Consider the following 22,484-nt stretch of genomic DNA (forward strand, 5'->3'; position numbering starts at 1 on the left):
AGATGCAATTTATTATTTCCCGAGAAAATTTATTGAAGCCGTTGCAACAAGTGTGTGGCGTATTAAATAGCCGTCCGAATATTCCGGTGTTAAATAACGTTTTATTGCAAATTGAGAATAATCAATTAAGCATTACCGGTACGGATTTAGAAGTGGAACTTTCAACCCAAACGCCATTACTTCATGCGGAACAAGACGGCAAATTTACAATTCCGGCAAAAAAATTCTTAGATATTTGCCGTAGTTTGCCAGACAATGCGGAAATTACCGTTACATTTGAGGAAGATCGCGCTATTGTCCGCTCTGATCGCAGTAAATTTAATTTATCCACCTTACCGGCAGAAGACTATCCAAATCTCACAGATTGGCAATCAGAAGTGGATTTCACCCTTGAGCAAGCGACACTACGCCGTTTAATTGAAGCCACTCAATTCTCCATGGCAAATCAAGACGCGCGCTATTTCTTAAATGGTATGAAATTTGAAACGGAAGGTAATTTATTACGCACCGTCGCAACCGATGGCCACCGTTTAGCGGTTTGTACTATTCCATTAGAACAAGATTTACAGACTCATTCAGTGATTTTACCGCGTAAAGGTGTGTTAGAACTGGCACGTTTGTTGGAGCCAAGCGAGCAACCGGCGCGTTTGCAAATCGGCACAAATAACCTACGTATTCAATTAAACAATATTACATTCACATCAAAACTCATTGACGGTCGTTTCCCTGATTATCGTCGTGTGTTGCCACGCAACGCGACCCGCATCGTTGAGGCCGGTTGGGAAACCTTAAAACAAGCCTTTGTACGCGCAGCGATTTTATCTAACGAACGTTTCCGTAGCGTACGCTTACAACTCAGTGAAAACCAACTTAAAATCACCGCAACCAACCCGGAACAAGAGGTGGCCGAGGAAATCATTGATGTGTCTTACAGCGGAGAAGAAATGGAAGTGGGCTTTAACGTCAGCTATATTCTCGACGTTTTGAATGCATTGAAATGCAACCAAGTGCGTATGCGCTTAACCGATGCCTCTTCCAGCTGCTTAATTGAAGATTGTGAAGACGCCAGCGCAGAATATGTGATTATGCCGATGCGCTTATAATGTATGGCGATTTCACGTTTAACCGTTGAAAATTTTCGTAATTTACAAGCCGTGGATCTGGAATTGGATCACGGCTTTAACTTTTTGGTCGGCAACAACGGCAGTGGCAAAACCAGCTTACTGGAAGCCATTTTCTATTTAGGCCACGGGCGCTCTTTTAAAAGTGCGGTCAGTAATCGGATTATTTCTTACGATCAACCGCACTTTACCCTCTTCGGGCAAATTCAAGAACAGCAACATCAATGGTCGGTAGGTTTACAAAAGCTACGTCAAGGCAACACGCTCGTGAAAATCAACGGCGAAGACGGCAATAAAATTTCCGACCTCGCACACCTGTTACCCATGCAAATTATTACGCCGGAAGGTTTAAATTTACTCAATGGCGGCCCAAGCTATCGTCGCGCCTTTCTGGATTGGGGCTTATTCCATCATCACGTGAGTTTTTATACTCTGTGGGCGAGTTTAAGTCGTTTACTCAAACAACGAAATGCCGCCTTACAGCAAGTTTCCAGTTATCAACAAATGAAAATTTGGGATGTGGAATTGGTAAAACTTGCCGAGCAGGTAAGTCTGCTCAGAGCCGAATATGCGCAAGCCCTACAACCTGAAATTGAACAAACCTGCCGTTTATTCCTACCGGAACTAGACATTAGTGTGAGCTTTCATCAAGGCTGGGAAAAAGAACAAAACTATGCCGAATTATTGGCGCGTAATTTTGAACGAGATCGTGCATTAGGCTATACGGTTTCCGGTCCGCAAAAAGCTGATTTTCGCTTTAAAGCCAATGGATTGCCGGTGGAAGATATTTTATCGCGCGGTCAGTTGAAATTATTAATGTGCGCATTACGTTTGGCTCAAGGTGAACATTTGATGCAACAAAAACAGCGCCATTGTATTTTCCTTATTGACGACTTTGCCTCTGAGCTAGATCAAACTAAGCGTAGTCTTCTTGCCCAACGCTTACAAAACAGTGGCTCCCAAGTTTTTGTCACCGCCATTACACAAAACCAGCTCAAAGAAATGCAACCGAAAAAGCACCGCACTTTTAAGATCGAGTCAGGCAAAATTGAATTGTTATAAAAGAAATTAGCCTCCAGTTTGGGAGGCTAATCTCAAGAGAGTAGATCACTTCTGACTACAAACTGCAATAAAATGCAATTTACGTTCAGGGTCATTAAAAGTGCTAAACATTTTCTTAAACTGCTCACGATTTTCTGCTTTAAAAGCATTTTTTATGATTTTTAATGTACCTAACACGCCTTCGTCATAAATCATGCCTCTTGGCGACAACAGTGTCATCTCACCGGAAAAAGTTTCGATATTACGAAAACCACTGTCTAAAAACACTTGTTTCCAACCGTCTTTGGTTAATGGCGTGACCGTCACATTGATGGCATTACGCATATTTTCCAAAATGGTTTTATGGTCATCCCCCACTAACATCACATCATGAGTCAGCAAAAAGCCACCCGGTTTCAATACGCGAAAATATTCAGCAACCGCCTTCATTTTAGCCTCAACAGGCAGCATGGTGAGCATGGCCTCATTAATCACAATATCAAACGTATTGTCTTCAAAAGGTAATTTCATCGCATTGGCGCGTTGCACATGAATTTTGTCCTGCAAGTTATTCGCTGCAATATTGGCCTTGGCTTTTTCCAATGCATTCTCATCTAAATCAACACCTTCAATCCGGCAGCCATATTGCTTCACCAATCCAATGGCGGTGGTACACATATTACAGGCCACTTCGAGGACTTTTTTATCTTTATTAAAATCACCGCTTGCAATCAACCAATCGGTGGCTTTACGACCGCCCGGGCGCAAACGGGTTTTACCTAAACGTGCCAAAAAATTATGACCGACTTCTTCTTTAGCCATCTGATTTCTCCCAAATAAAATAGCAATGATGCCTATTATAAATAAATCTCATTTCGATTAAAGAAAAAAGATAAAAAATTCAAATGTCGTTGATAGTCAATAACATTCTAAAAATGCTCGATTTATGCCTTATTTTAGTTAGAATATAAAAGATTTTTAACATAAAAGGAGTAAACCAATGAAATTTAAAACTCTCTTAGCCGTAAGTATCAGCACAATCTGTGCTGCAAGCATGGCGAACGCCCATGAACACAAACACGATCATATGGCGCCTGCCGGTGCTTCTATTGAAGTAAAAGTACAACAACTTGACCCGGTTAACGGTAATAAAGATGTGGGTACTGTTACCATTACCGAATCCAACTACGGTTTGGTCTTTACACCAAACTTAAACGGATTAGAAGCAGGCTTACATGGCTTCCATATTCACCAAAACCCAAGCTGTGACCCGAAAGAAAAAGACGGTAAATTAACTGCCGGGCTTGCCGCTGGCGGTCACTGGGATCCGAAAGACACTAAAAAACACGGTTTCCCATGGCAAGATGATGCGCACTTAGGCGATTTACCGGCATTAACCGTATTACATGATGGCACAGCGACTAACCCTGTTCTTGCACCACGTATCAAACACCTTGATGACGTTCGTGGTCATTCTATCATGATCCACGTGGGTGGCGACAACCACTCTGACCACCCTGCTCCACTTGGTGGTGGCGGTGCACGTATGGCCTGCGGTGTAATCAAATAATTAATAATGAAAACAAAAAGGCTGACAAATGTCAGCCTTTCTTTTTATAAAAGTGCGGTTAAAAAATCCGATATTTCTCGCTAATCAAATCTATTTACCCTTATCCTCTCTTGTTTTAGAATAAGCACCCTTTGAATCTCGTTATAAAATGAAGGAAAGTAAACTATGGAAGAATCTCAACAACTAGAAAAACTCCCCCAAGTGGTCACCGGAATATTAAAAATCGTTTTAAGCTCTGCGTTAATTGCGTTAGCCTTTGTACTTATTATCGCCCTCGTCAAAATTACGTATTCTTTGGCAATGATGGTCTTAAATACCTCAACCATTGTGCCTTATAACGTTGCTGAACAAGCGGTCATGTTTTTCCTCTATTTCGGTTTTATCGGTCTTATCGTGCAATATTTCAAAAGCGGTTACCATTTCCCTCTGCGTTATTTTATTTACGCCGGTATCACTGCCATGTTGCGTTTAATCATCGTAAATCACGAAAGTTCGGTAGATACCCTTCTCTTCGCCTGCGCCATTTTAATTATGGTAATCGCGTTATGCTTAGTCCTCTATTCCAATAAATTAAGAAATATCTAAAATAAAAGTGCGGTCAAAAAACAATTTAATTTTCTACCGCACTTTAAAGATAAAAAGGTGAGCCCGTTGCTCACCTTTTTTCATTATTCTTCCATATAACCCAAACTTCGCAAGGCGCGTTCATCATCCGCCCAGCCGGATTTCACTTTCACCCAAAGTTCCAAATGGACTTTATTATCAAATAAACGCTCCATGTCTAAACGGGCTTCGGTACCGATTTTTTTCAATTTTTCGCCTTTGTGACCGATAACGATTTTTTTCTGTCCGTCACGCTCAACCAAAATTAAGGCATTGATTTCATAAGTTCCGCGCTCATTCACCTTAAATTGCTCAATTTCTACGGTGACGGAATAAGGTAATTCTTCTCCCATAAAGCGCATTAATTTTTCACGAATAATTTCCGATGCCATGAAACGTTGAGAACGATCGGTCACATAATCTTCCGGGAAATGATGCCCCCCCGGGCGTAAAGACTTACGCACGATGTTCTCAATCACCTCTAAATTATTCCCTTTTTCAGCAGAAATCGGCACGATATCGGTAAACGTAAATTTACTGCTGATTTCCGTAATAAACGGCAATAAATCGTCTTTATTTTTAATGTTATCGATTTTATTAATCGCAAGCACAACCGGCACTTTCGTTTTACGCAGTTTATTCAGCACCATTTCATCGTCATCATTCCAATGAGTGCCATCCACCACAAAAATGACTAAATCCACATCGGTGATCGCACTGCTGGCTGCACGGTTCATTAAGCGGTTGATGGCCCGTTTTTCCTCAATGTGTAGCCCCGGGGTATCTACGTAAATTTCTTGATACGGGCCTTCGGTTTTAATGCCCACAATACGATGACGGGTCGTTTGCGCTTTGCGCGACGTGATAGAAATTTTTTGTCCGAGAATTTTATTCAGTAAGGTGGATTTCCCTACGTTCGGACGACCTACAATGGCAATAAAGCCACAATACGTTTCAAGTTGTTCTGTCATTTGATATTTAACTCTTGAAGAATTTGTTCTGCCGCAGCTTGTTCCGCTTTACGACGGCTGGAACCTTTACCGATAAAAGTGCGGTCGTTATCTGAAATGGAACATTCCACGATAAATAATTGGTTATGGGCTTCCCCTTGAATACTCACCACATTGTAAGTGGGTAATGGCTGGCGATTACCCTGTAAATATTCCTGTAAACGGGTTTTGGCATCTTTTTGATTGTCGCCCGGTTTAATATTTTCGAGGAGGGTTTGATACCAACGATTCACGATCTGTGTCGCATGAGTTAGGCTACTATCCAGTGAAATAGCCCCGATAATCGCTTCAACACAATCCGCCAAAATAGATTCACGGCGAAAACCACCACTTTTTAATTCGCCTTGCCCAAGGGATAAATAATCCCCCAGTTGAAAATCGCGGGCAAGAATGGCTAAGGTCGGCTCACGCACCAAGGTCGCACGCATACGGCTCAACTCGCCCTCATTGCATTTGGGGAACAGGTGAAACAAGGCTTCCGCGATGGTTAAATTCAAAATGGCATCGCCTAGAAACTCTAAGCGTTCATTGTGATTATGTCCCGCACTACGATGAGTCAGTGCTTGCTTAAGCAAGGCGACATCTTGGAAATGATAGTCAATCTTTCGTTGTAAACGATCTAAGTTATCTTCTCGCATATTATTGAATTTTCTGGAACAAGCGCTCGGTGCGAACGCCGGTTGGCCATTCATCCTGTTCTTTCTTTAAACTCAGCCAAATATAGGTTGCTTTACCCACAATATTTTGTGATGGCACAAATCCCCAGAAACGGCTGTCTTCGCTGTTGTTACGATTGTCACCCATAACAAAATAGTGGTCTTCCGGCACAACCCATTCCGTCACATAATTTTCTTGTTTACTAAAGGCTTTATAACGATACCCTTCGTTAATCGGCTGTGGATACCAGTGAATGGCGTGCGCCACATCGCCCGTTTCAACGGTTTCTAACGGCGCCGGGCCATATTGTACTTTGCCACTGTGATCTCGCCCTAAAATGAAACGGAAATTCTCATTAGGTTCAGGTTGGGTATAGCTGAATTCTTTGATATCGCAATCTGCCAAACACTCTTTACCGTCTTTAGCGTAAACCAGGGTTAAATGACGATTGGCTTCATTATAAATCACACGATCGCCCGGCTTGCCGACAATGCGTTTTATATAGTCTGTGCTTGGTGATTCCGGTGCTTTGAACACAATCACATCACCACGTTGCGGCTCGCCCATTTTCACAAGGGTATTTTGGAAAATCGGATCTTTAATACCGTAATCAAATTTGTTCACCACGATGAAGTCGCCAATGCGTAACGTTGGCTCCATGGAAGAAGACGGAATTTGGAACGGCTCAAAAATAAACGAACGCACAATTAACACAAAAGCCAACACAGGAAACAGAGAAGCAACAAATTCGGAACTTTCGGAAATCGGTTCAATGTTGTTTTTTTCTTCATCACTGAGGCTTTTGCCACTGCGTTGCTCTAAGCGAGAGATTTGTCTGGCGCGCTTCGGCAACACCCCAAAACGTAAATAACACCAGACGGCACCTGAAAGTGCGGTGAAAATAATCAGTAAAATAGAAAACGTATTCGGCAACTGAAAATGATCCAACACTTTCCATAAACCGTATCCAATCGCGATTAAAATAATCGTAAATAAGTTCGACATTGCTACTTCCTTATTTATCTTTTCCTACATGTAAGATGGCTAAGAACGCTTCCTGCGGCACTTCCACGTTACCGAGCTGTTTCATCCGTTTCTTACCTTCTTTTTGTTTTTGCAATAATTTCTTCTTACGGCTGACGTCACCACCATAGCATTTTGCCAACACGTTTTTACGCAATTGTTTCACGGTGGAGCGGGCAATAATGTGGTTACCAATCGCAGCTTGAATCGCGATATCAAATTGTTGACGTGGAATGAGTTCACGCATTTTTTCTACCAATTCACGACCGCGATACGGTGCATTGTCTTTATGTACAATTAACGCTAACGCATCTACACGATCACCGTTAATCATAATATCCACGCGAACCATATCCGCTGCTTGGAAACGTTTGAAACCGTAATCTAAAGAAGCATAACCACGAGAAGTGGATTTGAGGCGGTCAAAGAAATCCAACACCACTTCGCCCATCGGAATTTCGTAAGTCAACGCCACTTGATTACCGTGGTACACCATGTGCGTTTGCACCCCACGTTTTTCCACACACAATGTAATCACGTTACCCAAATAGGCTTGTGGCAACAACATGTTACATTCCGCAATGGGTTCACGAATTTCAGCAATATTGTTTAACGGCGGCAGTTTTGACGGACTGTCCACATAGACTACCTCACCATTGGTTAATTCCACTTCATAGACCACGGTTGGTGCCGTCGTGATTAAATCTAAATCGTACTCACGCTCTAAACGTTCTTGAATAATCTCCATGTGCAACAGCCCAAGGAAACCACAGCGGAAACCGAAGCCAAGTGCGGTGGAATTTTCCGGTTCATAGAACAAGGAGGCGTCATTTAAACTTAATTTACCAAGCGCATCACGGAATGCTTCATAATCATCAGAGCTGACCGGGAATAAGCCGGCGTAAACCTGCGGTTTAACTTTCTTAAAGCCCGGTAAAACGGAACTTGCCGGATTATTGTGTAGCGTTAAGGTATCTCCTACCGGTGCGCCTAAAATATCTTTAATGGCACAAACGACCCAACCAACTTCACCGCAATTTAATACAGTGGTATCCACTTGTTTCGGCGTAAAAATCCCCAAACGATCGACGTTATATGATTGGCCGGTGGACATCACTTTGATTTTGTCGCCTTTGCGTAACGTGCCGTTTTTAATACGAACCAAAGACACCACGCCCAAATAATTATCAAACCACGAGTCAATAATCAATGCCTGTAATGGCGCATTTGGGTCACCTTCCGGTGCCGGAATTTTGGCAACAATTTCTTCTAATACGTCTTCAATGCCCACGCCCGTTTTAGCCGAACAACGCACGGCTTCCATGGCATCAATTCCCACAATATCTTCAATTTCTTCCGCAACACGTTCAGGATCGGCCGCCGGCAAGTCAATTTTGTTTAAAATCGGCACCACTTCCAAGTTCATTTCGATAGCGGTGTAACAGTTTGCCAACGTTTGTGCTTCTACACCTTGTCCGGCATCGACTACCAATAATGCCCCTTCACAAGCCGCAAGAGAGCGAGATACTTCATAAGAAAAGTCAACGTGTCCCGGTGTGTCGATAAAATTCAGTTGATAGGTTTCGCCATCTTTGGCTTTGTAGTTCAGCGTTACGCTTTGTGCCTTGATGGTAATCCCGCGTTCGCGCTCCAAATCCATAGAATCGAGCACTTGCTCTTCCATTTCACGATCTGAAAGTCCCCCACAGGTTTGAATTAAACGATCAGATAAGGTGGATTTACCGTGGTCAATATGGGCAATAATAGAAAAGTTGCGAATATTCTTCATAAATCAGTCAGTTTTCTCATTCAAAAGTCATTAAATTTAACTGGCGGATTGTACCCGAAAAGCGTGGAAATCGCTAGAAAAGAAAAGGGAAGTGCGGTCAGTAATTCAAACAACATTTGATCGTTATGCGGTATTGGCGGCAAGATGATATACACCACACCATACATCGCTTTCTCGCTTAATTTTGGGGAAGCAAATAAACGCTTGCTTTCCGCCGGAAATTGCGTGATTTTCGGAAAAAATTTTGCCAAATTCGGGGGGATATTCCGTGAGCTGCGTTAAAACCGTCTTTCGTCCAGCAATTCTTCCAACTCGGTGATCGTGCGAGTTACCACTTGCAAAGACGTCGCCAAACGCTGCACAGTCTCACGAAAATTGAAGGTTTCGCAGGCGACGCAAAAAGAGCGCAGAGTATCCGGTTCATTTATATTATTCCTTTTTTCAGAATAGTTTATTCGCATTTTATGCATTTTAACTCATGATAGTCAGCGTATAATACAAGTAAATCATCAAAGAGCGGTTAGAATTAACGAGCTCTGGGAAAAACTCGGCAACGGTGAAATCGGCAAACCGATTATTCATCAAGTATTTGATTTTAAAGACGTAGCAAAAGCCCATATAGAAATGGACAAAGGCACGCATATTGGGAAAGTGATGTTGGATTTCACTTTGCTCAATCAATAAGGAGAAACACCATGAAACTTTCTATTCTCAATCTTGCCCCTGTTCGTGAAGGACAAACTTATTTGCAAGCGGTCGATTCGATGGTGAATCTTGCAAAACACGCGGAGCGCATTGGCATTGAACGCTATTGGATTGCTGAGCATCATAATATGAAAAATTTGGTGAGTTCAGCGACCGCACTTTTAATTCAGCATACGCTAGCCAATACGAAGACCTTGCGCGTGGGCTCAGGTGGCGTGATGTTACCGAATCATTCGCCTTATGTGGTGGCTGAGCAATATGGCACACTGGAGACGCTTTATCCAAACCGTGTTGAACTCGGTTTAGGCCGTGCACCAGGAACGGATATGCAAACGGCTGCAGCACTTCGTCGTGGACGAAACAGTCTGGATTTCCCTGCGGAAATCGCGGAACTTCGAGGTTACTTTAAAGATAGCAATCCTGTTTCAGCTTACCCTTCCGCAGGCTTGGATATACCGTTTTATATTTTAGGATCCAGCACCGAAAGTGCCTATCTTGCGGCAGAGCTTGGCTTGCCTTATGCCTTTGCTTCACACTTTGCACCACGCATGATGGAAATGGCTGTGGAGATTTATCGCAAAAACTTCAAACCCTCTACCTATCTTACTGAGCCTTATGTCATCTTAGGTGTGAACGCGATTGTTGCCGAAACCGATAATGAAGCGAGACAACTGGCGACAACACAAACACTATTTTTCTTAAATGTGGTCACTAACGTGCAACAAAATTTACAACCGCCTTTGGCATCAGAGGAAGATGTTTGGAAAGCTCAAATGCACGCTCAAAAGAAACCGCACTTTGGTCCAGTCGATTTCGAGGAAATCCCGATTTACAACCAAGAACGTGCCGTAGTAGAACAAATGACCGCTTGTTCGCTTATTGGTAGTCCTGAAAGCGTAGAATTTCAACTCAAGCAATTACGCGAACGGGTGCATTTTGATGAAATTATGGCAGTGAGCTATATTTTTGATGAGCAAAAACAAGCCCAATCTTACACGATGTTGAAAGCGATTGTGGATAAGCAATCGTGAAACAAAAATGGCGAGATTATCTCGCCATTTTTTATGTCTGAACTATTTTTGCTAACAAGATCTCTTTCAGCCTGTTATACACCCATATCACCCGCTCGGCAACAATCGTTTGATATGGTCGGTATAAATAAAGCTGCCATTTTTGCTTTTCAATTTCGGGGAAGAGTTCCACCAATCGACCATTTTCTAAATAGGGATCACAAACACTGTTGATAAGATAAGAACAAGTGCGACCAGCGAGAGCTGATTGCAATTCGCTTTGCACGTCAGAGGCGAAGAATATCGCTCTGTTGGGCATAAAACGTTGTTCAGCGTTGATTTGCCATTGCCAAATACGTTTCAGTTTGGGGTCAATCAAACCACTCAGTGGATAATTTTGGGCTAAATCTTGTAAATCTTTAGGGAAATCCAATCGCTTGAGTAAGGCGGGCGAGGCGACAATTTTTTCCGAAAAAGTGCAGATATGCTGCGCCACCCAATCCAACTCAGGTTCTTGGCAAATTCGCAAGCCAATGTCAATTTGGTCATCTACACTTTTGAGCTTATCAATGCCCACCCGCCAATCAATCGCAATGTCGGGGTAGGGCTCAAGTGCGGTCAATAATTCAAACAGAATTTCATCGTTGTAAGGCATCGGCGGCAGGGTAATCCGAACTACACCTTGCATTGCTTTTTCTTTTACATTGTTTTTAGCAAATAGCTGTTCGCCTTTCGCCAAATATTGCGTCGCTTTCGGTAAAAATTGCTCGCCAAATTCGGTGAGTTTGATGTTTCGAGTGTTACGCTTGAACAGGCTTTCGCCTAATAACGTTTCGAGATCGGCAATCATTCTCGTGACTACTTGGGGCGAAACGGCAAGGCGTTGAGCGGTTTCACGGAAATTAAGGGTTTCCGCAGCGGAGCAAAAATAACGAAGAGCTTCTAATTTATTCATCATTATTCCTTTTTTCAGAATAGTTTATTCTTATTCTATTAATTTTCAAATTGAAAGACTAGGATATAATGCCTCCATTACAACAAACAATCTTTTTTAAACATTCTTTTAACATTAGTAGAAAAAAATGGCAGATTTAAAAAGCCCAGTAGCAGACCGTGCAGAACATAACGCATTTTTCCCATCAGAATACTCATTAAGCCAATATGTGGCGAAAAAAACGGATTTCGACGGTTTTAAATTCGACAAACCTTACACAGGTGGCAAATACAAAATTTTAATGGTGGCTTCTGACGAACGCTATTTAGAAATGAAAAACGGCAAATTATTTTCAACGGGTAACCACCCTGTGGAAACGATGTTGCCAATGTTGCATATTCACCACGCTGGTTTTGAAATTGAAGTGGCAACCCTTTCAGGTAACTCGGTAAAATTTGAAATGTGGGCGATGCCAACCGAAGATGAAGCGGTGATGGGCTTATACGAAACTTACTTGCCGAAATTCAAAAATCCACATAAATTAGCGGATATTTTGGCGGAAGTCACAGCGGAAGATTCACCATATTTAGGTGTGTTGATCCCGGGTGGTCACGCAGCATTACACGGTCTTCCGTTCAGTAACGATGTGAAAGCGGTGTTAAATTGGGCGTTTGCAAATGATAAATATATCATCAGCTTATGTCATGGTCCTGCGGCATTCTTAGCAGCAAGCGTAGGCGAAAAACCTGAAGATTTCCCATTCAAAGGTTATGAAATCTGTGTGTTCCCAGATGCATTAGACGAAGGCTCAAACGTGGATATCGGCTACATTCCGGGTAAATTACAATGGTTATTGGCTGAACGCTTAGAATCTTTAGGCGTGAAAGTATTGAACGAAGGCATTACAGGTCAAGTGAACAAAGACCGCAACGTGCTCACCGGCGACAGCCCACTTGCGTCTAACAATTTAGGCATTTTAGCTGCCGAGGAGTTGTTAAAAGCCGTCGCTTAATCGCCCTTCTCCTTCTTGAAATAACATAAAGTGCGGTCGAAAAACACCATGAATTTCGACCGCACTTTTTACGTTTGTGCAAGCTTATCTGCCACTTACATTAAAAACCAAGCTGCCTTTGTAGTCCAAATAGGTCGGACGGATTTCGATACTTTGCTTATCCTGCAACATCTCATCGGTGTGCCGTATAAGTCTCATCGTTGGCGTAGATTTCAAAGAACACCCAACGACTCGGTTGTTCTTTCACCGTAGCGACATGCATCGCCGACACACCCGGCTCCACTTTCAGGGATTGCGTCATTTCCGGCAACACCATGGCTTTAAATTTCTCATTTTCCGACGGCTTCACGTTCACAATGACCAAATTGGGACGGGTTTCATTCGTTTGTTGCACTTGGATTGTAAATTCAAGGGTTAAAAAGAGCTGTGGAAAAAAACAACATTTTTTACTTTAACACGTTCACACCTGTTTTGCGTCTTTGGTTTGTGGGGGGGGGCGGCATAACTATGGCATACTAGCCAACAGGTGCGCCAGTAACTAATAGATCATCTTCAGGAATAGAAAATGTATCATGGTTTAATGCTATTGATTTTTTCTTAAACATAAGGTTTCATATCCATAATTATTTTACAAACTGCAAGTTCCCCAAAAGTGAGCAACTATGCCTAACCATGGGTAATTTATTACCCACGGATTAAACGTAAGTTTCGTTTCTGACAGTACCCTATACTTTCCGTTTATTTTCACTGCCCAAGTGGTCATATTGAATGATCGGAAAACATGGGGGAAAAAAGCAAAACCCCCGAATTTATCGGGGGTTCTTTTTACTTAATATGAAATTACAAACTTTCAGTGAAAGTACGGGTAATAACATCGCGTTGTTGTTCAGGGGTTAACGAGTTAAAGCGCACGGCATAACCGGAAACACGGATAGTTAATTGCGGATATTTTTCAGGGTGTTTTACCGCATCTTCTAATGTTTCACGACGTAATACGTTCACGTTTAAGTGTTGACCGCCTTCTACTTTAACAGTTGGTGCAACATTTACCGGTAATTCACGGTATTCGATTTGACCTAATTCACTTACTGCTACGATTTGATCTTCTGCGTAATCACCTTTTGCACATAAACAACGTGCTTCACCTTTTTCGCTATCTAACAACCAGAAAGAGTTTAAAAGATTGTCATTAGCCGCTTGGGTAATTTGGATACCTTTAATCATAAAATGCCTCCTAAATTTGGCTTTTCTGTATATTAATTGAACTGCGCGGATTTTATCAAAAATTTTGAAGTTTTCAAATTAATTTGACTTTAATTTGATATAGAACCGAAGTCTTTTTTTAATTCATTTTCAATATTTGACACATATCAAAGATAATCCATTCTAGGTATACGTAATTTAACAAAACAAGCCCTATATAATTACATCTTGATAACAAACAAATCACGCTTATTGCTATGAATTTCACGATGGCTTCATTATAATTCCCGCTACGCAAAATTAGATGGGAACCCCATGATGAAAACCTGGACAGATGTCATTGGGCAGGAAAAACAACAGCCTTATTTTCAACAAGTGTTGCAACGTGTACATGCAGAACGGGAACTGGGGAAAATTATTTACCCGCCGGCACCGGACGTGTTCAATGCCTTTAAATTAACAGAATTCGAACAGGTCAAAGTGGTGATTTTAGGGCAAGATCCTTACCACGGGCCAAATCAAGCGCACGGCTTATCCTTTTCCGTTAAACCCGGTGTCAAACCACCACCGTCCTTGTTAAATATGTATAAAGAATTGTCCAATGACATCGAAGGCTTTCAGATGCCAAATCATGGCTATTTAGTGGAATGGGCGCAACAAGGCGTGTTGTTGCTTAACTCGGTATTAACCGTAGAACAAGGTTTGGCCCATTCCCACGCGAATTGGGGTTGGGAAATCTTTACGGATAAAGTCATTGAAGCCTTAAATCAACATCGCGAAAATCTGGTCTTTCTATTATGGGGTAGCCCGGCACAGAAAAAAGGGCAATTTATTGATCGCCAAAAACATTGTGTTTTAACCAGCGTGCATCCATCACCGCTGTCTGCTCATCGCGGATTTTTCGGTTGCCACCATTTTTCAAAAGCCAACGCCTATTTACAACAACATGGTATTGCCCCGATTAATTGGCAATTAAGCGCGCTTTAGCGTTGTTATCAGAACCATTACAGGAATTTTTATGTTAGCGATTATTTCTCCCGCAAAAACATTAGATTTTGAGAATGCAGTGCCCAAAAAACTTCCGCATTTTCAACCGAACTTTTTAGCGCAAAGCCAGCAGCTGATCGATATTTGTCGTGAACTGACACCGGCAGACATCGGTTCATTAATGTTAATCAGCGATAAACTCGCCGGACTCAATGCCGCCCGTTTTGCCGAATGGCAACAAAACCATAACGAACACAATGCCAAAGCAGCGGTTTATGCGTTCAAAGGCGATGTTTACACGGGATTAGACATTGAATCTCTCAACGAAGAAGATGTGTTATTTGCCCAGCAACACTTGCGTATTTTATCCGGCTTATATGGCTTATTAACGCCACTCGATTTAATCCAGCCATACCGTTTGGAAATGGGGACAAAACTCGCTAACCCGAAAGGCAAGGATTTATATGCGTTCTGGCATAATGTCATTACGCCTGTATTGCAACAAGCGATCGATCAGCAAAACGGTACACTCATTAACTTGGCATCTGATGAATATTACAAATCGGTGCAAGAACACAAGCTCAAAGCTAACATCATTAAACCGGTATTTTTAGATAACAAAAATGGGAAGTATAAAGTGATTAGCTTCTATGCTAAAAAAGCACGCGGCTTAATGTGTCGTTACCTCATTCAAAATCGCATTAGCGACGTAGAACAGCTCAAGGAATTCGACCTTGGCGGCTACTGGTTTGACAGCGCGGCATCGACTAAAACGGAATTTGTCTTTAAACGGGATTTGGCGGAATAAACATGATGAAAAAAACACTTGTTATTTTGACCGCACTTTTCCTAACAGCATGCGTTTCCAACTCACAATTAGACGTGCCACAAAGAATTCAACACAACGATAAAACCTATCAACTGGCTACCCAACAGGATTTGGGCAGTGTTGCTCGTTATGTTTATCTATTGCCGGGCGAAACACCGAAAGAATGGCAAAGTGCGGTGGAGATTTTGCTCGATCGCAACTTTCAAAACCGTACCTTGCAACAACGGATTGATTTGCGCAAGCGGGTTTATACCAACACCGGCGTGAAAAATTTTCAGCTTTATAGTCAAGACGAAACGTTATACGCCTATGTGATTTATGAGCCATCCGAACAAAACAAAGATTGGCAAATCGACATGGCGAAAGGCAAGGAATTGCCATTTTGTGGTTTTGTGCAATATCAGTATTCCTTAAAAATTCCGAAAAATTACAAACTCGGCAACATGAACAGCAAACGTGTAGTCAACCATTTGAAAAAATATTTGGTTGAAAAAGAAATGAAACAACTGAGCAAAGCAAATTGGCTGTTGGGGTGTAAAGCGTAATGCCTGCCTCTGAATATTCCGCTCAAGTCAAAAAGGCGGCGCATTTTTCCATTATCACCGCCTTAGTGTTGATTATCGTGAAAGGCATCGCTTGGTGGCAAACAGGCTCGGTGAGTATGCTCGCCTCTATCACCGATTCCATGTTGGATTTATTGGCTTCGTTCATGAGCATGCTGATTTTGCGTTTCGCTTTAATGCCTGCGGATCACAATCACTCTTTTGGACACGGTAAGGCAGAATCCCTAGCGTCTTTGGTGCAAAGCGCGTTTATCTCCGGTTCGGCGATTTTCCTGTTACTGCAAGGCATACACCGTTTTAATTCCCCGCAAGCCTTGAACAATACAATACTTGGTATGTTGGTCACTGTATTTTCCATTTTTGCGACACTATTATTAGTGTGGTACCAAGGACGCGTAATTGAACAAACAGATAGCCCGGCAATTAAAGCGGATCGACTGCATTATCAAACAGATTTGCTCATGAACTTTGCCATTTTGATTTCCTTAGGCTTGAGTGTACACGGTATGTTATGGGCAGATGCGGTTTTTGCGATTTTAATCTCCCTTTATATTTTATTAAATGCGGCCAAAATGCTGTTTAGTTCAACGCAGTTATTGCTTGATCAAATGTTACCGCCAGAGGAAATTGAACAAATTAACGCGGTACTTAACCAAGAAATCGCCCAAGATCCGCGCATTCTCGGATTTCATGCGTTACGCACCCGTCGTTCCGGCGCGATTCGTTTTATTCAATTTCATCTTGAATTGGCGGATGAACTGTCTTTTATCGAAGCGCATGACATCACCGAACATTTGGAAACACGGTTAAAAATAACGTTCCCGCACAGCGATATTGTGATCCATCCGGAACCCACATTTGTTGTACAACAAGAAATGCAGCACATAAAAAAAATGCTATAATTCGAGCACGTTTAACCTAAACAACCGATTTTTAAATTAAAACTTTATGTAAGGGATAACTTATGATTAAAAAAATTGCAGTACTAACAAGTGGTGGTGACGCACCGGGCATGAACGCGGCAATTCGCGCAGTGGTTCGCGCAGGGTTGTCTGAAGGGTTGGAAGTTTATGGTATCTATGACGGCTATTATGGCTTATACCACAACAACATTAAGCAATTAACCCGCTACAGTGTATCCGACATCATCAACCGTGGTGGTACCTGTTTAGGTTCCGCTCGCTTCCCGGAATTTAAAGATCCTGAAGTGCGGGCAAAATGTGCCGACATTTTACGTTCTCACGGCATTGATGCTCTCGTCGTTATCGGCGGGGATGGTTCCTACATGGGGGCGAAATTATTGACCGAAGAACACGGTTTCCCATGCGTTGGTATTCCTGGCACAATCGATAACGACGTTGCCGGCACCGACTATACCATCGGCTACCAAACCGCATTACAAACTGCGGTTGAAGCTATAGACCGTTTACGTGACACCTCCAGTTCCCACCAACGTATTTCAATCGTAGAAATCATGGGCCGCCACTGCAGCGATCTCACTATTTCTGCAGGGATTGCCGGCGGATGCGAATACATTGTGGCCTCTGAAGTGGAATTTAACCGCGAAGAACTGATTCGCCAAATTGAACGTAGCATCATCAAAGGCAAACGTCATGCAATTATTGCGATCACCGAATTAATCTGCGACGTAAACGAATTAGCGAAAGAAATCGAAGATCGCGTTCATCATGAAACCCGCGCTACCATTTTAGGCCATATCCAACGTGGTGGTACACCATGTGCATTTGACCGTATCCTCGGTTCCCGCATGGGGGTCTATGCTATCGACTTATTGCTTCAAGGCAAAGGCGGTTATTGTGTAGGGATTCAAAATGAACAGCTGGTTCACCACGATATTATCGATGCTATCAATAATATGCGCCGTGAATTCAAGGCAGATTGGTTAAAGATGTTTAAACGTTTAGACTAAATACTATTATTTTTAGCCAAAACAAAAGTGCGGTTAAAAAACACAATGGATTTTGACCGCACTTTTTGTTTATTTCGTTAGAACTGCCAATCAAATTTCATCATGACAGTACGCGGGCGTCCGTAGAAATTATTCATCCCGCGGGTACGATTATAGTTATTTTCAAAGTAAGTTTTATCCGCTAAATTCGTTCCAATCAAACTGAGTTTGGCGTGGTGATTAAACTCGTACTGAATATTGGCATCAAACAGAGTATAACCTGCTTGTTTAATGCCATATAAGCTACTCGTCGGGCTCTGTGCAGAGATACCGGCCCCAATCGTCCATTTGCTACTTGGAATTCGATAACTGGTGGCAAGTCGAAACATCTGAACAGGTGTAAAATTACTAAAGTTGTAAGGATCTTTAGCGCCTTTTGCCCGTTCATTATTAATCTCTTCCGCATTTTTATATTTACTTTTATTGTAAGTGTAGCCTGCAAAAAGTTGCCAATTTTCTGTTATATTCCCAGCCAACTCTAATTCAAACCCCTTGCTAACAACGCGTCCGATTGGTTTTGCGATGGTCTGGAATGACCCGACAGCGCCATTTTTTCCCGGTATATATCCAAAATCAACAACAGTACGATTTTTTTGCTCAACAGAAAATAAAGCCAAAGAGCTATTTAACTGATTATCAAAGAAGGAACCTTTCCAACCGATTTCATAGTTTGTGCCAATTAACGGAGGTAAAACCGTTTTACTGGTAATATCTACGTTGTCTTGTTGTTTAAAAATCTTAGTATAACTTGCATAAAGGCTCTGCTCATTCGTCAAATCATAAGTAATACCAACATACGGTGTAAAATGATGCCCCTTCATTTTGGCAGTATAGTGCTCATTATCCTTATCAATATTTGATTGCGATTGATAGCGCGTCGCTGGCTCACCATTATAAACCGGCGTTTCTTTGCGTTGTGAGGTCTCAAAATGGGTAAACTGCACACCACCTAATAAATGGAAGCGTTCCGTTGCATTAAAACGAGTGCTCAAAATAACTGCATGTGTTTCATTTTTATTGAAATATTTAGCATAGTTATAGCGAGCTAAAACATGGTCATCCGGCTCCTTTAACATCTTATAAACAATTTCATTTGGATTTCCGTAAGCACCATTTTTATACTTAATGTTACCGTTACTATCACGTTCCGGAATTTTTTGCCCATTTTTATCTAATTCATACAAAATATTACCGTCTTTATCGACTTTAATTTTATAAGCATGTTGGCAATCTGGTGTATAAAGCATATGGTCACCTTTTTCATCATGCTTGTCCCAATCCGGTTCAGGAAGATTTTTATCGGTTGGAGAATAATAATTTCCTTGCTCATTAGGAACACAACGACCGGCTAAATGCTGATGCACTTGACCAACCTCATCAATAGTACTTATACGATAACGTTTCTGAAAAATTTCAACAAAATCTGATTGAATATTTTCATGGTTATAAGCATAACCTACATAAAAATCATGGTCTCGTTCAAAAAGATTATAGTGCCCGGTTAAATTCAATTTAATCCCGTATTGTTCGTCCTTTTTAATATGTCGAATTGGTGCGAATGTAAATTTTCGGTTAGTTGTACCCTTATTGTTATAAGCTCTATTGTAGAGATAGTTTGAAAAACGATTTTCTGCATCGTTAGTAATACCTGCTTCTTGTAATTTTTTATCAATATATTCTTGTTTATCTTTATCAATACCAGGATCAGCCCAATCATTACATAAAAAATCAAGACCTATATCATTCATGCATTGATCAAACCCTTTCTTACGAGCTGCAAGCCGATCGTTTCTATATTGATTAAAGTCGCCTTGGTTAAATTGATTTTGAGCATAATCTGCCTTACGTTGCTCATATTCTTTCTTTGCTTGGTCACGATATTCTTTTAATTTTTTAAGTGCTTGGTCTTTTGGCTCAAAAGGAATAATTTCACCTTTCTCGGTTAGAAATCCTTGCGCGTCAGAACCGGACAAACCGGCAGCATGTTCATCTTTGATAAAAAATTGCCCAACTTTTGCATCTGAATTATTTTTTGTATAGGACGCCTCAATACTAAACTCCCAATCGTTATCAAAAACAAATTTGGTATTAGCAAATAAGTTATATTTATCACCCTTCAAACGAGACCAACTCTGTCCTAAATAGGTATTTCGAGGAAGTTTTACTGGATTATTACATGCCGGGCGGGAGGCAAAAGGAGCAACTTGGGGATTTTCACAAGGTAATATCACGCCAGAAAAATCCGGCACTTCATTAATTTTCTGATACATACCGCCTAAGGTTAACACGCCAACATTGCCTAAATCCACGTCAGCGACACCATAAATTAGCCCTTTTTTACCATGCACATTATCTTTAAAAGACTTTGCTTTTTCCCCTACACCAACTAAACGGGCACGAATACTATTATCTTGATTTACACCTCCGGAAACGTCCAGTACCGTACGGGTACTACCTCGGTGATCGACCGTTATTTCGCCTAGGTGTTGGAATTTGTCTGTAGGCCGTTTTCGAATCAAATTAATTGTGCCGCCAGGCTCAGAGTTAGACTGGGTCAATCCTGTCGCGCCACGCACAACTTCAATATGATCATAAATCGCTAGATCCGTGCTAGGAGAAACGTCTATTTTGGCGGTATAACCTGAACGCCCACCTACATTAGTCGTAATACCATCTTCACCAATTTGATCTACATAAAAACCACGGGAAAGAAAACGAGTTTGTAACCCTGAATCACGTACAACATTAACACCAGTGGTATTCTTCATTGCTTCTTCAAGAGTATGAATAGCTTTGTCATCTAATTGCTTTTTGGTAATCACACTAACAGATTGTGGCGTATCCTTACCGGAAACTTTTAGTCCAGTAGCTGTTTTCATCGACTTAATTGTATAGCCACGACTACCCTCAGTGGTATTAGTATCAGTTTCTTCAATAACATTAATCTGCTCTAAACTGTCCTCCGTATACGCGGTTTGGCAAGTACAAAATAAAGAAATAGAAAGTAGGCTAAGGCGGAAATAAGATGGGGGTGAAAGACGAGATTGATGCATTTTTGGCTCCTAAATAAGAATTGTTTTTATTTAATGATAACAATTATTATTCTTATAGAAAAGAAAAAAGATAACCAAATGACTATTCATAAAATATCTTTTTATACAAAAGGACAGTATGGCCTATAGAGCAAAAATATAGCTAAAAGCACCTGCAAGCTTCACTTGTGAGCCTAAAAACGGTTTATTTTTTCAGTAACACTAATAGCTAAATCAACAAAACATTACGTTAAGGCGTCAATCTCAACAACACTAACACCTCATAATGCGACGTATGTGGGAACATATCGAACAGTTGGATTTTTTCCATTTGATAATGGGTAAGGGATTGCAAGTCTTTGCCCATGGTTTCGGCATTGCAACTGGAATACAAAATAAAGTGCGGTCGCATTTCATTGAGAAATTCAGCAAGCGATTGACCAATGCCGCGACGAGGGGGATTGACGATAACCAGATCGGGTTTGTCTGCTTGAGCCAAGGCAAAATTTGCCGCATCTAAAGATTGAAAATGAACTTGCTTCTCCAATCCGAGTTGCTGTGCCGATAGTTTCGCGGCGGCAATGGCAGAAGCGGAGATTTCAATGCCGGTGAGGTGAATTTGTTGCTCCGTGTTCTGCATTTGCAAGGCTTTCAAGCAATGTAACCCGAAACCGCCCACACCACAGAACAAATCCCAAAGTTGACGAATGGGCAGGTCTTTTATCCATTGTTGTGCCGTGCCGTATAACCCTTCAGCAACCTGCGGGTTAGTTTGAAAGAACCCCTGCGGACGAATAAAAAGCGGAATCTGATTAAACCTTTCGGGTAAGGTGTGTTGTTCCGTCAGGAAAATCTCTTTTTCACCCTCGAGAATTGCGGCATTTTGCGGCTGGATATTCACGCTAATGACGGCAAGTTGCGGCAATTTTTGACGCAATCCCGCCAGTTCACGTTGAATCAACGGCAATTTGGCTTCCGAACGTAACACAAAGCGCAACATGAGTTGGTGGCTGTGTTGGCTTTCTGTCAATAAAAGATGTTTCAATTCGCCTTTTTGCTTTGCCACGTTATACGGCACAAGGCCTGCGCGTGCGATGAAATCTTTAAGAAGAGGAAAGATAGCTTGAAAACGTTGTGGATAAAGTGGGCAATCGCATAAATCCACCGCACTTTGTGGCGCCAACGGGTTCGGCAAGATCCCGAGGATTGGGCGTTCAACTGCGCCACTGACGACCATTTTGGCTTTGTTGCGAAACCCTTCTTGGGCAGATTGAAAAGGGGCAAACCAAATCAAATGAGACGTTTCTAAACCCTGCAACTGCTGTTGCAAATGTGCCGTTTTCTGTTCCAGTTGAACGGCATAGGGCAATTCCAACCATTGACAAGAACGACAATCGCCTCGTTGATAATGTTCACATTGCATCAT

At 41.8% G+C, this 22,484-nt stretch carries 23 protein-coding genes; 12 read left to right on the top strand and 11 right to left on the bottom strand.

Annotated elements, in window-relative coordinates:
• Positions 1–2 precede the first annotated feature (2 nt).
• Positions 3–1,103 (top strand): DNA polymerase III subunit beta, encoded by a 1,101-nt coding sequence (gene dnaN, locus HMPREF9064_RS02325; protein WP_006719176.1) that lies wholly within the window; start codon positions 3–5, stop codon positions 1,101–1,103.
• Positions 1,104–1,106: 3 nt separating this feature from the next.
• On the top strand, positions 1,107–2,183 hold the full coding sequence (gene recF / locus HMPREF9064_RS02320) for a DNA replication/repair protein RecF (RefSeq protein ID WP_006719177.1): 1,077 nt from the start codon (positions 1,107–1,109) through the stop codon (positions 2,181–2,183).
• 45 nt (positions 2,184–2,228) lie between these two features.
• Here recF and HMPREF9064_RS02315 read toward each other — a convergent pair whose 3' ends face one another.
• Entirely contained in the window at positions 2,229–2,984 is a 756-nt protein-coding gene (locus HMPREF9064_RS02315) for a class I SAM-dependent methyltransferase (protein ID WP_006719178.1), read from the bottom strand.
• Positions 2,985–3,162: 178 nt separating this feature from the next.
• Here HMPREF9064_RS02315 and sodC point away from each other — a divergent pair, with 178 nt between their 5' ends.
• Positions 3,163–3,732, top strand: coding sequence for a superoxide dismutase family protein (gene sodC / locus HMPREF9064_RS02310; RefSeq protein ID WP_006719179.1), 570 nt, complete (start codon positions 3,163–3,165; stop codon positions 3,730–3,732).
• A gap of 165 nt (positions 3,733–3,897) precedes the next feature.
• Positions 3,898–4,317 (top strand): phosphate-starvation-inducible protein PsiE, encoded by a 420-nt coding sequence (gene psiE, locus HMPREF9064_RS02305; protein ID WP_006719180.1) that lies wholly within the window; start codon positions 3,898–3,900, stop codon positions 4,315–4,317.
• 83 nt (positions 4,318–4,400) lie between these two features.
• Here psiE and era read toward each other — a convergent pair whose 3' ends face one another.
• The 5 genes from era to HMPREF9064_RS09700 are packed head-to-tail and all read right to left on the bottom strand — an operon-like array spanning position 4,401 to position 9,065.
• The gene (gene era / locus HMPREF9064_RS02300) at positions 4,401–5,306 is read right to left on the bottom strand and encodes a GTPase Era (protein ID WP_006719181.1); all 906 of its coding nucleotides are present in this window, start codon (positions 5,304–5,306) and stop codon (positions 4,401–4,403) included.
• Positions 5,303–5,983, bottom strand: a complete 681-nt coding sequence (gene rnc / locus HMPREF9064_RS02295; protein ID WP_006719182.1) for a ribonuclease III — start codon at positions 5,981–5,983, stop codon at positions 5,303–5,305. The genes era and rnc overlap by 4 nt, the downstream gene beginning before the upstream one ends.
• Before the next feature lies 1 nt (position 5,984).
• Positions 5,985–7,007 (bottom strand): signal peptidase I, encoded by a 1,023-nt coding sequence (gene lepB / locus HMPREF9064_RS02290; protein WP_006719184.1) that lies wholly within the window; start codon positions 7,005–7,007, stop codon positions 5,985–5,987.
• Positions 7,008–7,017: 10 nt separating this feature from the next.
• A complete protein-coding gene (gene lepA / locus HMPREF9064_RS02285) occupies positions 7,018–8,814 on the bottom strand; it encodes a translation elongation factor 4 (RefSeq protein WP_006719185.1) in 1,797 nt (598 codons plus the stop codon).
• A 20-nt stretch (positions 8,815–8,834) separates the two neighbouring features.
• Positions 8,835–9,065, bottom strand: coding sequence for a hypothetical protein (locus HMPREF9064_RS09700; protein WP_006719186.1), 231 nt, complete (start codon positions 9,063–9,065; stop codon positions 8,835–8,837).
• A gap of 244 nt (positions 9,066–9,309) precedes the next feature.
• Between HMPREF9064_RS09700 and HMPREF9064_RS09930 the strand changes: the two genes are divergently transcribed.
• The gene (locus tag HMPREF9064_RS09930; RefSeq protein WP_255345154.1) at positions 9,310–9,498 is read left to right on the top strand and encodes a zinc-binding dehydrogenase; all 189 of its coding nucleotides are present in this window, start codon (positions 9,310–9,312) and stop codon (positions 9,496–9,498) included.
• An 11-nt stretch (positions 9,499–9,509) separates the two neighbouring features.
• Positions 9,510–10,550, top strand: coding sequence for an LLM class flavin-dependent oxidoreductase (locus tag HMPREF9064_RS02280; RefSeq protein WP_006719187.1), 1,041 nt, complete (start codon positions 9,510–9,512; stop codon positions 10,548–10,550).
• Positions 10,551–10,581: 31 nt separating this feature from the next.
• On the opposite strand, the gene HMPREF9064_RS02275 is transcribed toward HMPREF9064_RS02280, so the two are convergent.
• Positions 10,582–11,484 (bottom strand): LysR family transcriptional regulator, encoded by a 903-nt coding sequence (locus tag HMPREF9064_RS02275; RefSeq protein WP_050540572.1) that lies wholly within the window; start codon positions 11,482–11,484, stop codon positions 10,582–10,584.
• Between the two features lie 127 nt (positions 11,485–11,611).
• Between HMPREF9064_RS02275 and hchA the strand changes: the two genes are divergently transcribed.
• Positions 11,612–12,475 (top strand): glyoxalase III HchA, encoded by an 864-nt coding sequence (gene hchA, locus HMPREF9064_RS02270; RefSeq protein WP_006719189.1) that lies wholly within the window; start codon positions 11,612–11,614, stop codon positions 12,473–12,475.
• Between the two features lie 172 nt (positions 12,476–12,647).
• On the opposite strand, the gene HMPREF9064_RS02265 is transcribed toward hchA, so the two are convergent.
• Together HMPREF9064_RS02265 and grcA are read right to left on the bottom strand one after the other, a co-directional pair.
• Positions 12,648–12,869, bottom strand: coding sequence for a putative quinol monooxygenase (locus HMPREF9064_RS02265; protein ID WP_006719190.1), 222 nt, complete (start codon positions 12,867–12,869; stop codon positions 12,648–12,650).
• A 446-nt stretch (positions 12,870–13,315) separates the two neighbouring features.
• Positions 13,316–13,699, bottom strand: coding sequence for an autonomous glycyl radical cofactor GrcA (grcA, locus tag HMPREF9064_RS02260; RefSeq protein WP_006719191.1), 384 nt, complete (start codon positions 13,697–13,699; stop codon positions 13,316–13,318).
• Positions 13,700–13,996: 297 nt separating this feature from the next.
• Here grcA and ung point away from each other — a divergent pair, with 297 nt between their 5' ends.
• The 5 genes from ung to pfkA all read left to right on the top strand — a co-directional run bounded on the left by ung (position 13,997) and on the right by pfkA (position 17,987).
• Positions 13,997–14,665, top strand: coding sequence for a uracil-DNA glycosylase (ung, locus tag HMPREF9064_RS02255; protein WP_032997965.1), 669 nt, complete (start codon positions 13,997–13,999; stop codon positions 14,663–14,665).
• Between the two features lie 31 nt (positions 14,666–14,696).
• Positions 14,697–15,473, top strand: coding sequence for a peroxide stress protein YaaA (gene yaaA, locus HMPREF9064_RS02250; protein ID WP_006719194.1), 777 nt, complete (start codon positions 14,697–14,699; stop codon positions 15,471–15,473).
• Positions 15,474–15,478: 5 nt separating this feature from the next.
• Positions 15,479–16,039, top strand: coding sequence for a hypothetical protein (locus HMPREF9064_RS02245; RefSeq protein ID WP_032998197.1), 561 nt, complete (start codon positions 15,479–15,481; stop codon positions 16,037–16,039).
• Complete coding sequence (locus tag HMPREF9064_RS02240; RefSeq protein WP_006719196.1) at positions 16,039–16,959, top strand: cation diffusion facilitator family transporter; 921 nt, start codon at positions 16,039–16,041, stop codon at positions 16,957–16,959. The genes HMPREF9064_RS02245 and HMPREF9064_RS02240 overlap by 1 nt, the downstream gene beginning before the upstream one ends.
• Positions 16,960–17,021: 62 nt before the next feature.
• Positions 17,022–17,987, top strand: a complete 966-nt coding sequence (pfkA, locus tag HMPREF9064_RS02235; RefSeq protein WP_006719197.1) for a 6-phosphofructokinase — start codon at positions 17,022–17,024, stop codon at positions 17,985–17,987.
• Between the two features lie 77 nt (positions 17,988–18,064).
• Here the strand turns inward: pfkA and HMPREF9064_RS02230 are convergent, their stop codons facing one another.
• Together HMPREF9064_RS02230 and rlmC are read right to left on the bottom strand one after the other, a co-directional pair.
• Positions 18,065–21,079, bottom strand: a complete 3,015-nt coding sequence (locus HMPREF9064_RS02230; RefSeq protein WP_006719198.1) for a TonB-dependent siderophore receptor — start codon at positions 21,077–21,079, stop codon at positions 18,065–18,067.
• A 229-nt stretch (positions 21,080–21,308) separates the two neighbouring features.
• Complete coding sequence (rlmC, locus tag HMPREF9064_RS02225; protein WP_006719200.1) at positions 21,309–22,484, bottom strand: 23S rRNA (uracil(747)-C(5))-methyltransferase RlmC; 1,176 nt, start codon at positions 22,482–22,484, stop codon at positions 21,309–21,311.

Origin of the sequence: Aggregatibacter segnis ATCC 33393 (assembly GCF_000185305.1) — a bacterium.
Taxonomy (GTDB): domain Bacteria; phylum Pseudomonadota; class Gammaproteobacteria; order Enterobacterales; family Pasteurellaceae; genus Aggregatibacter; species Aggregatibacter segnis.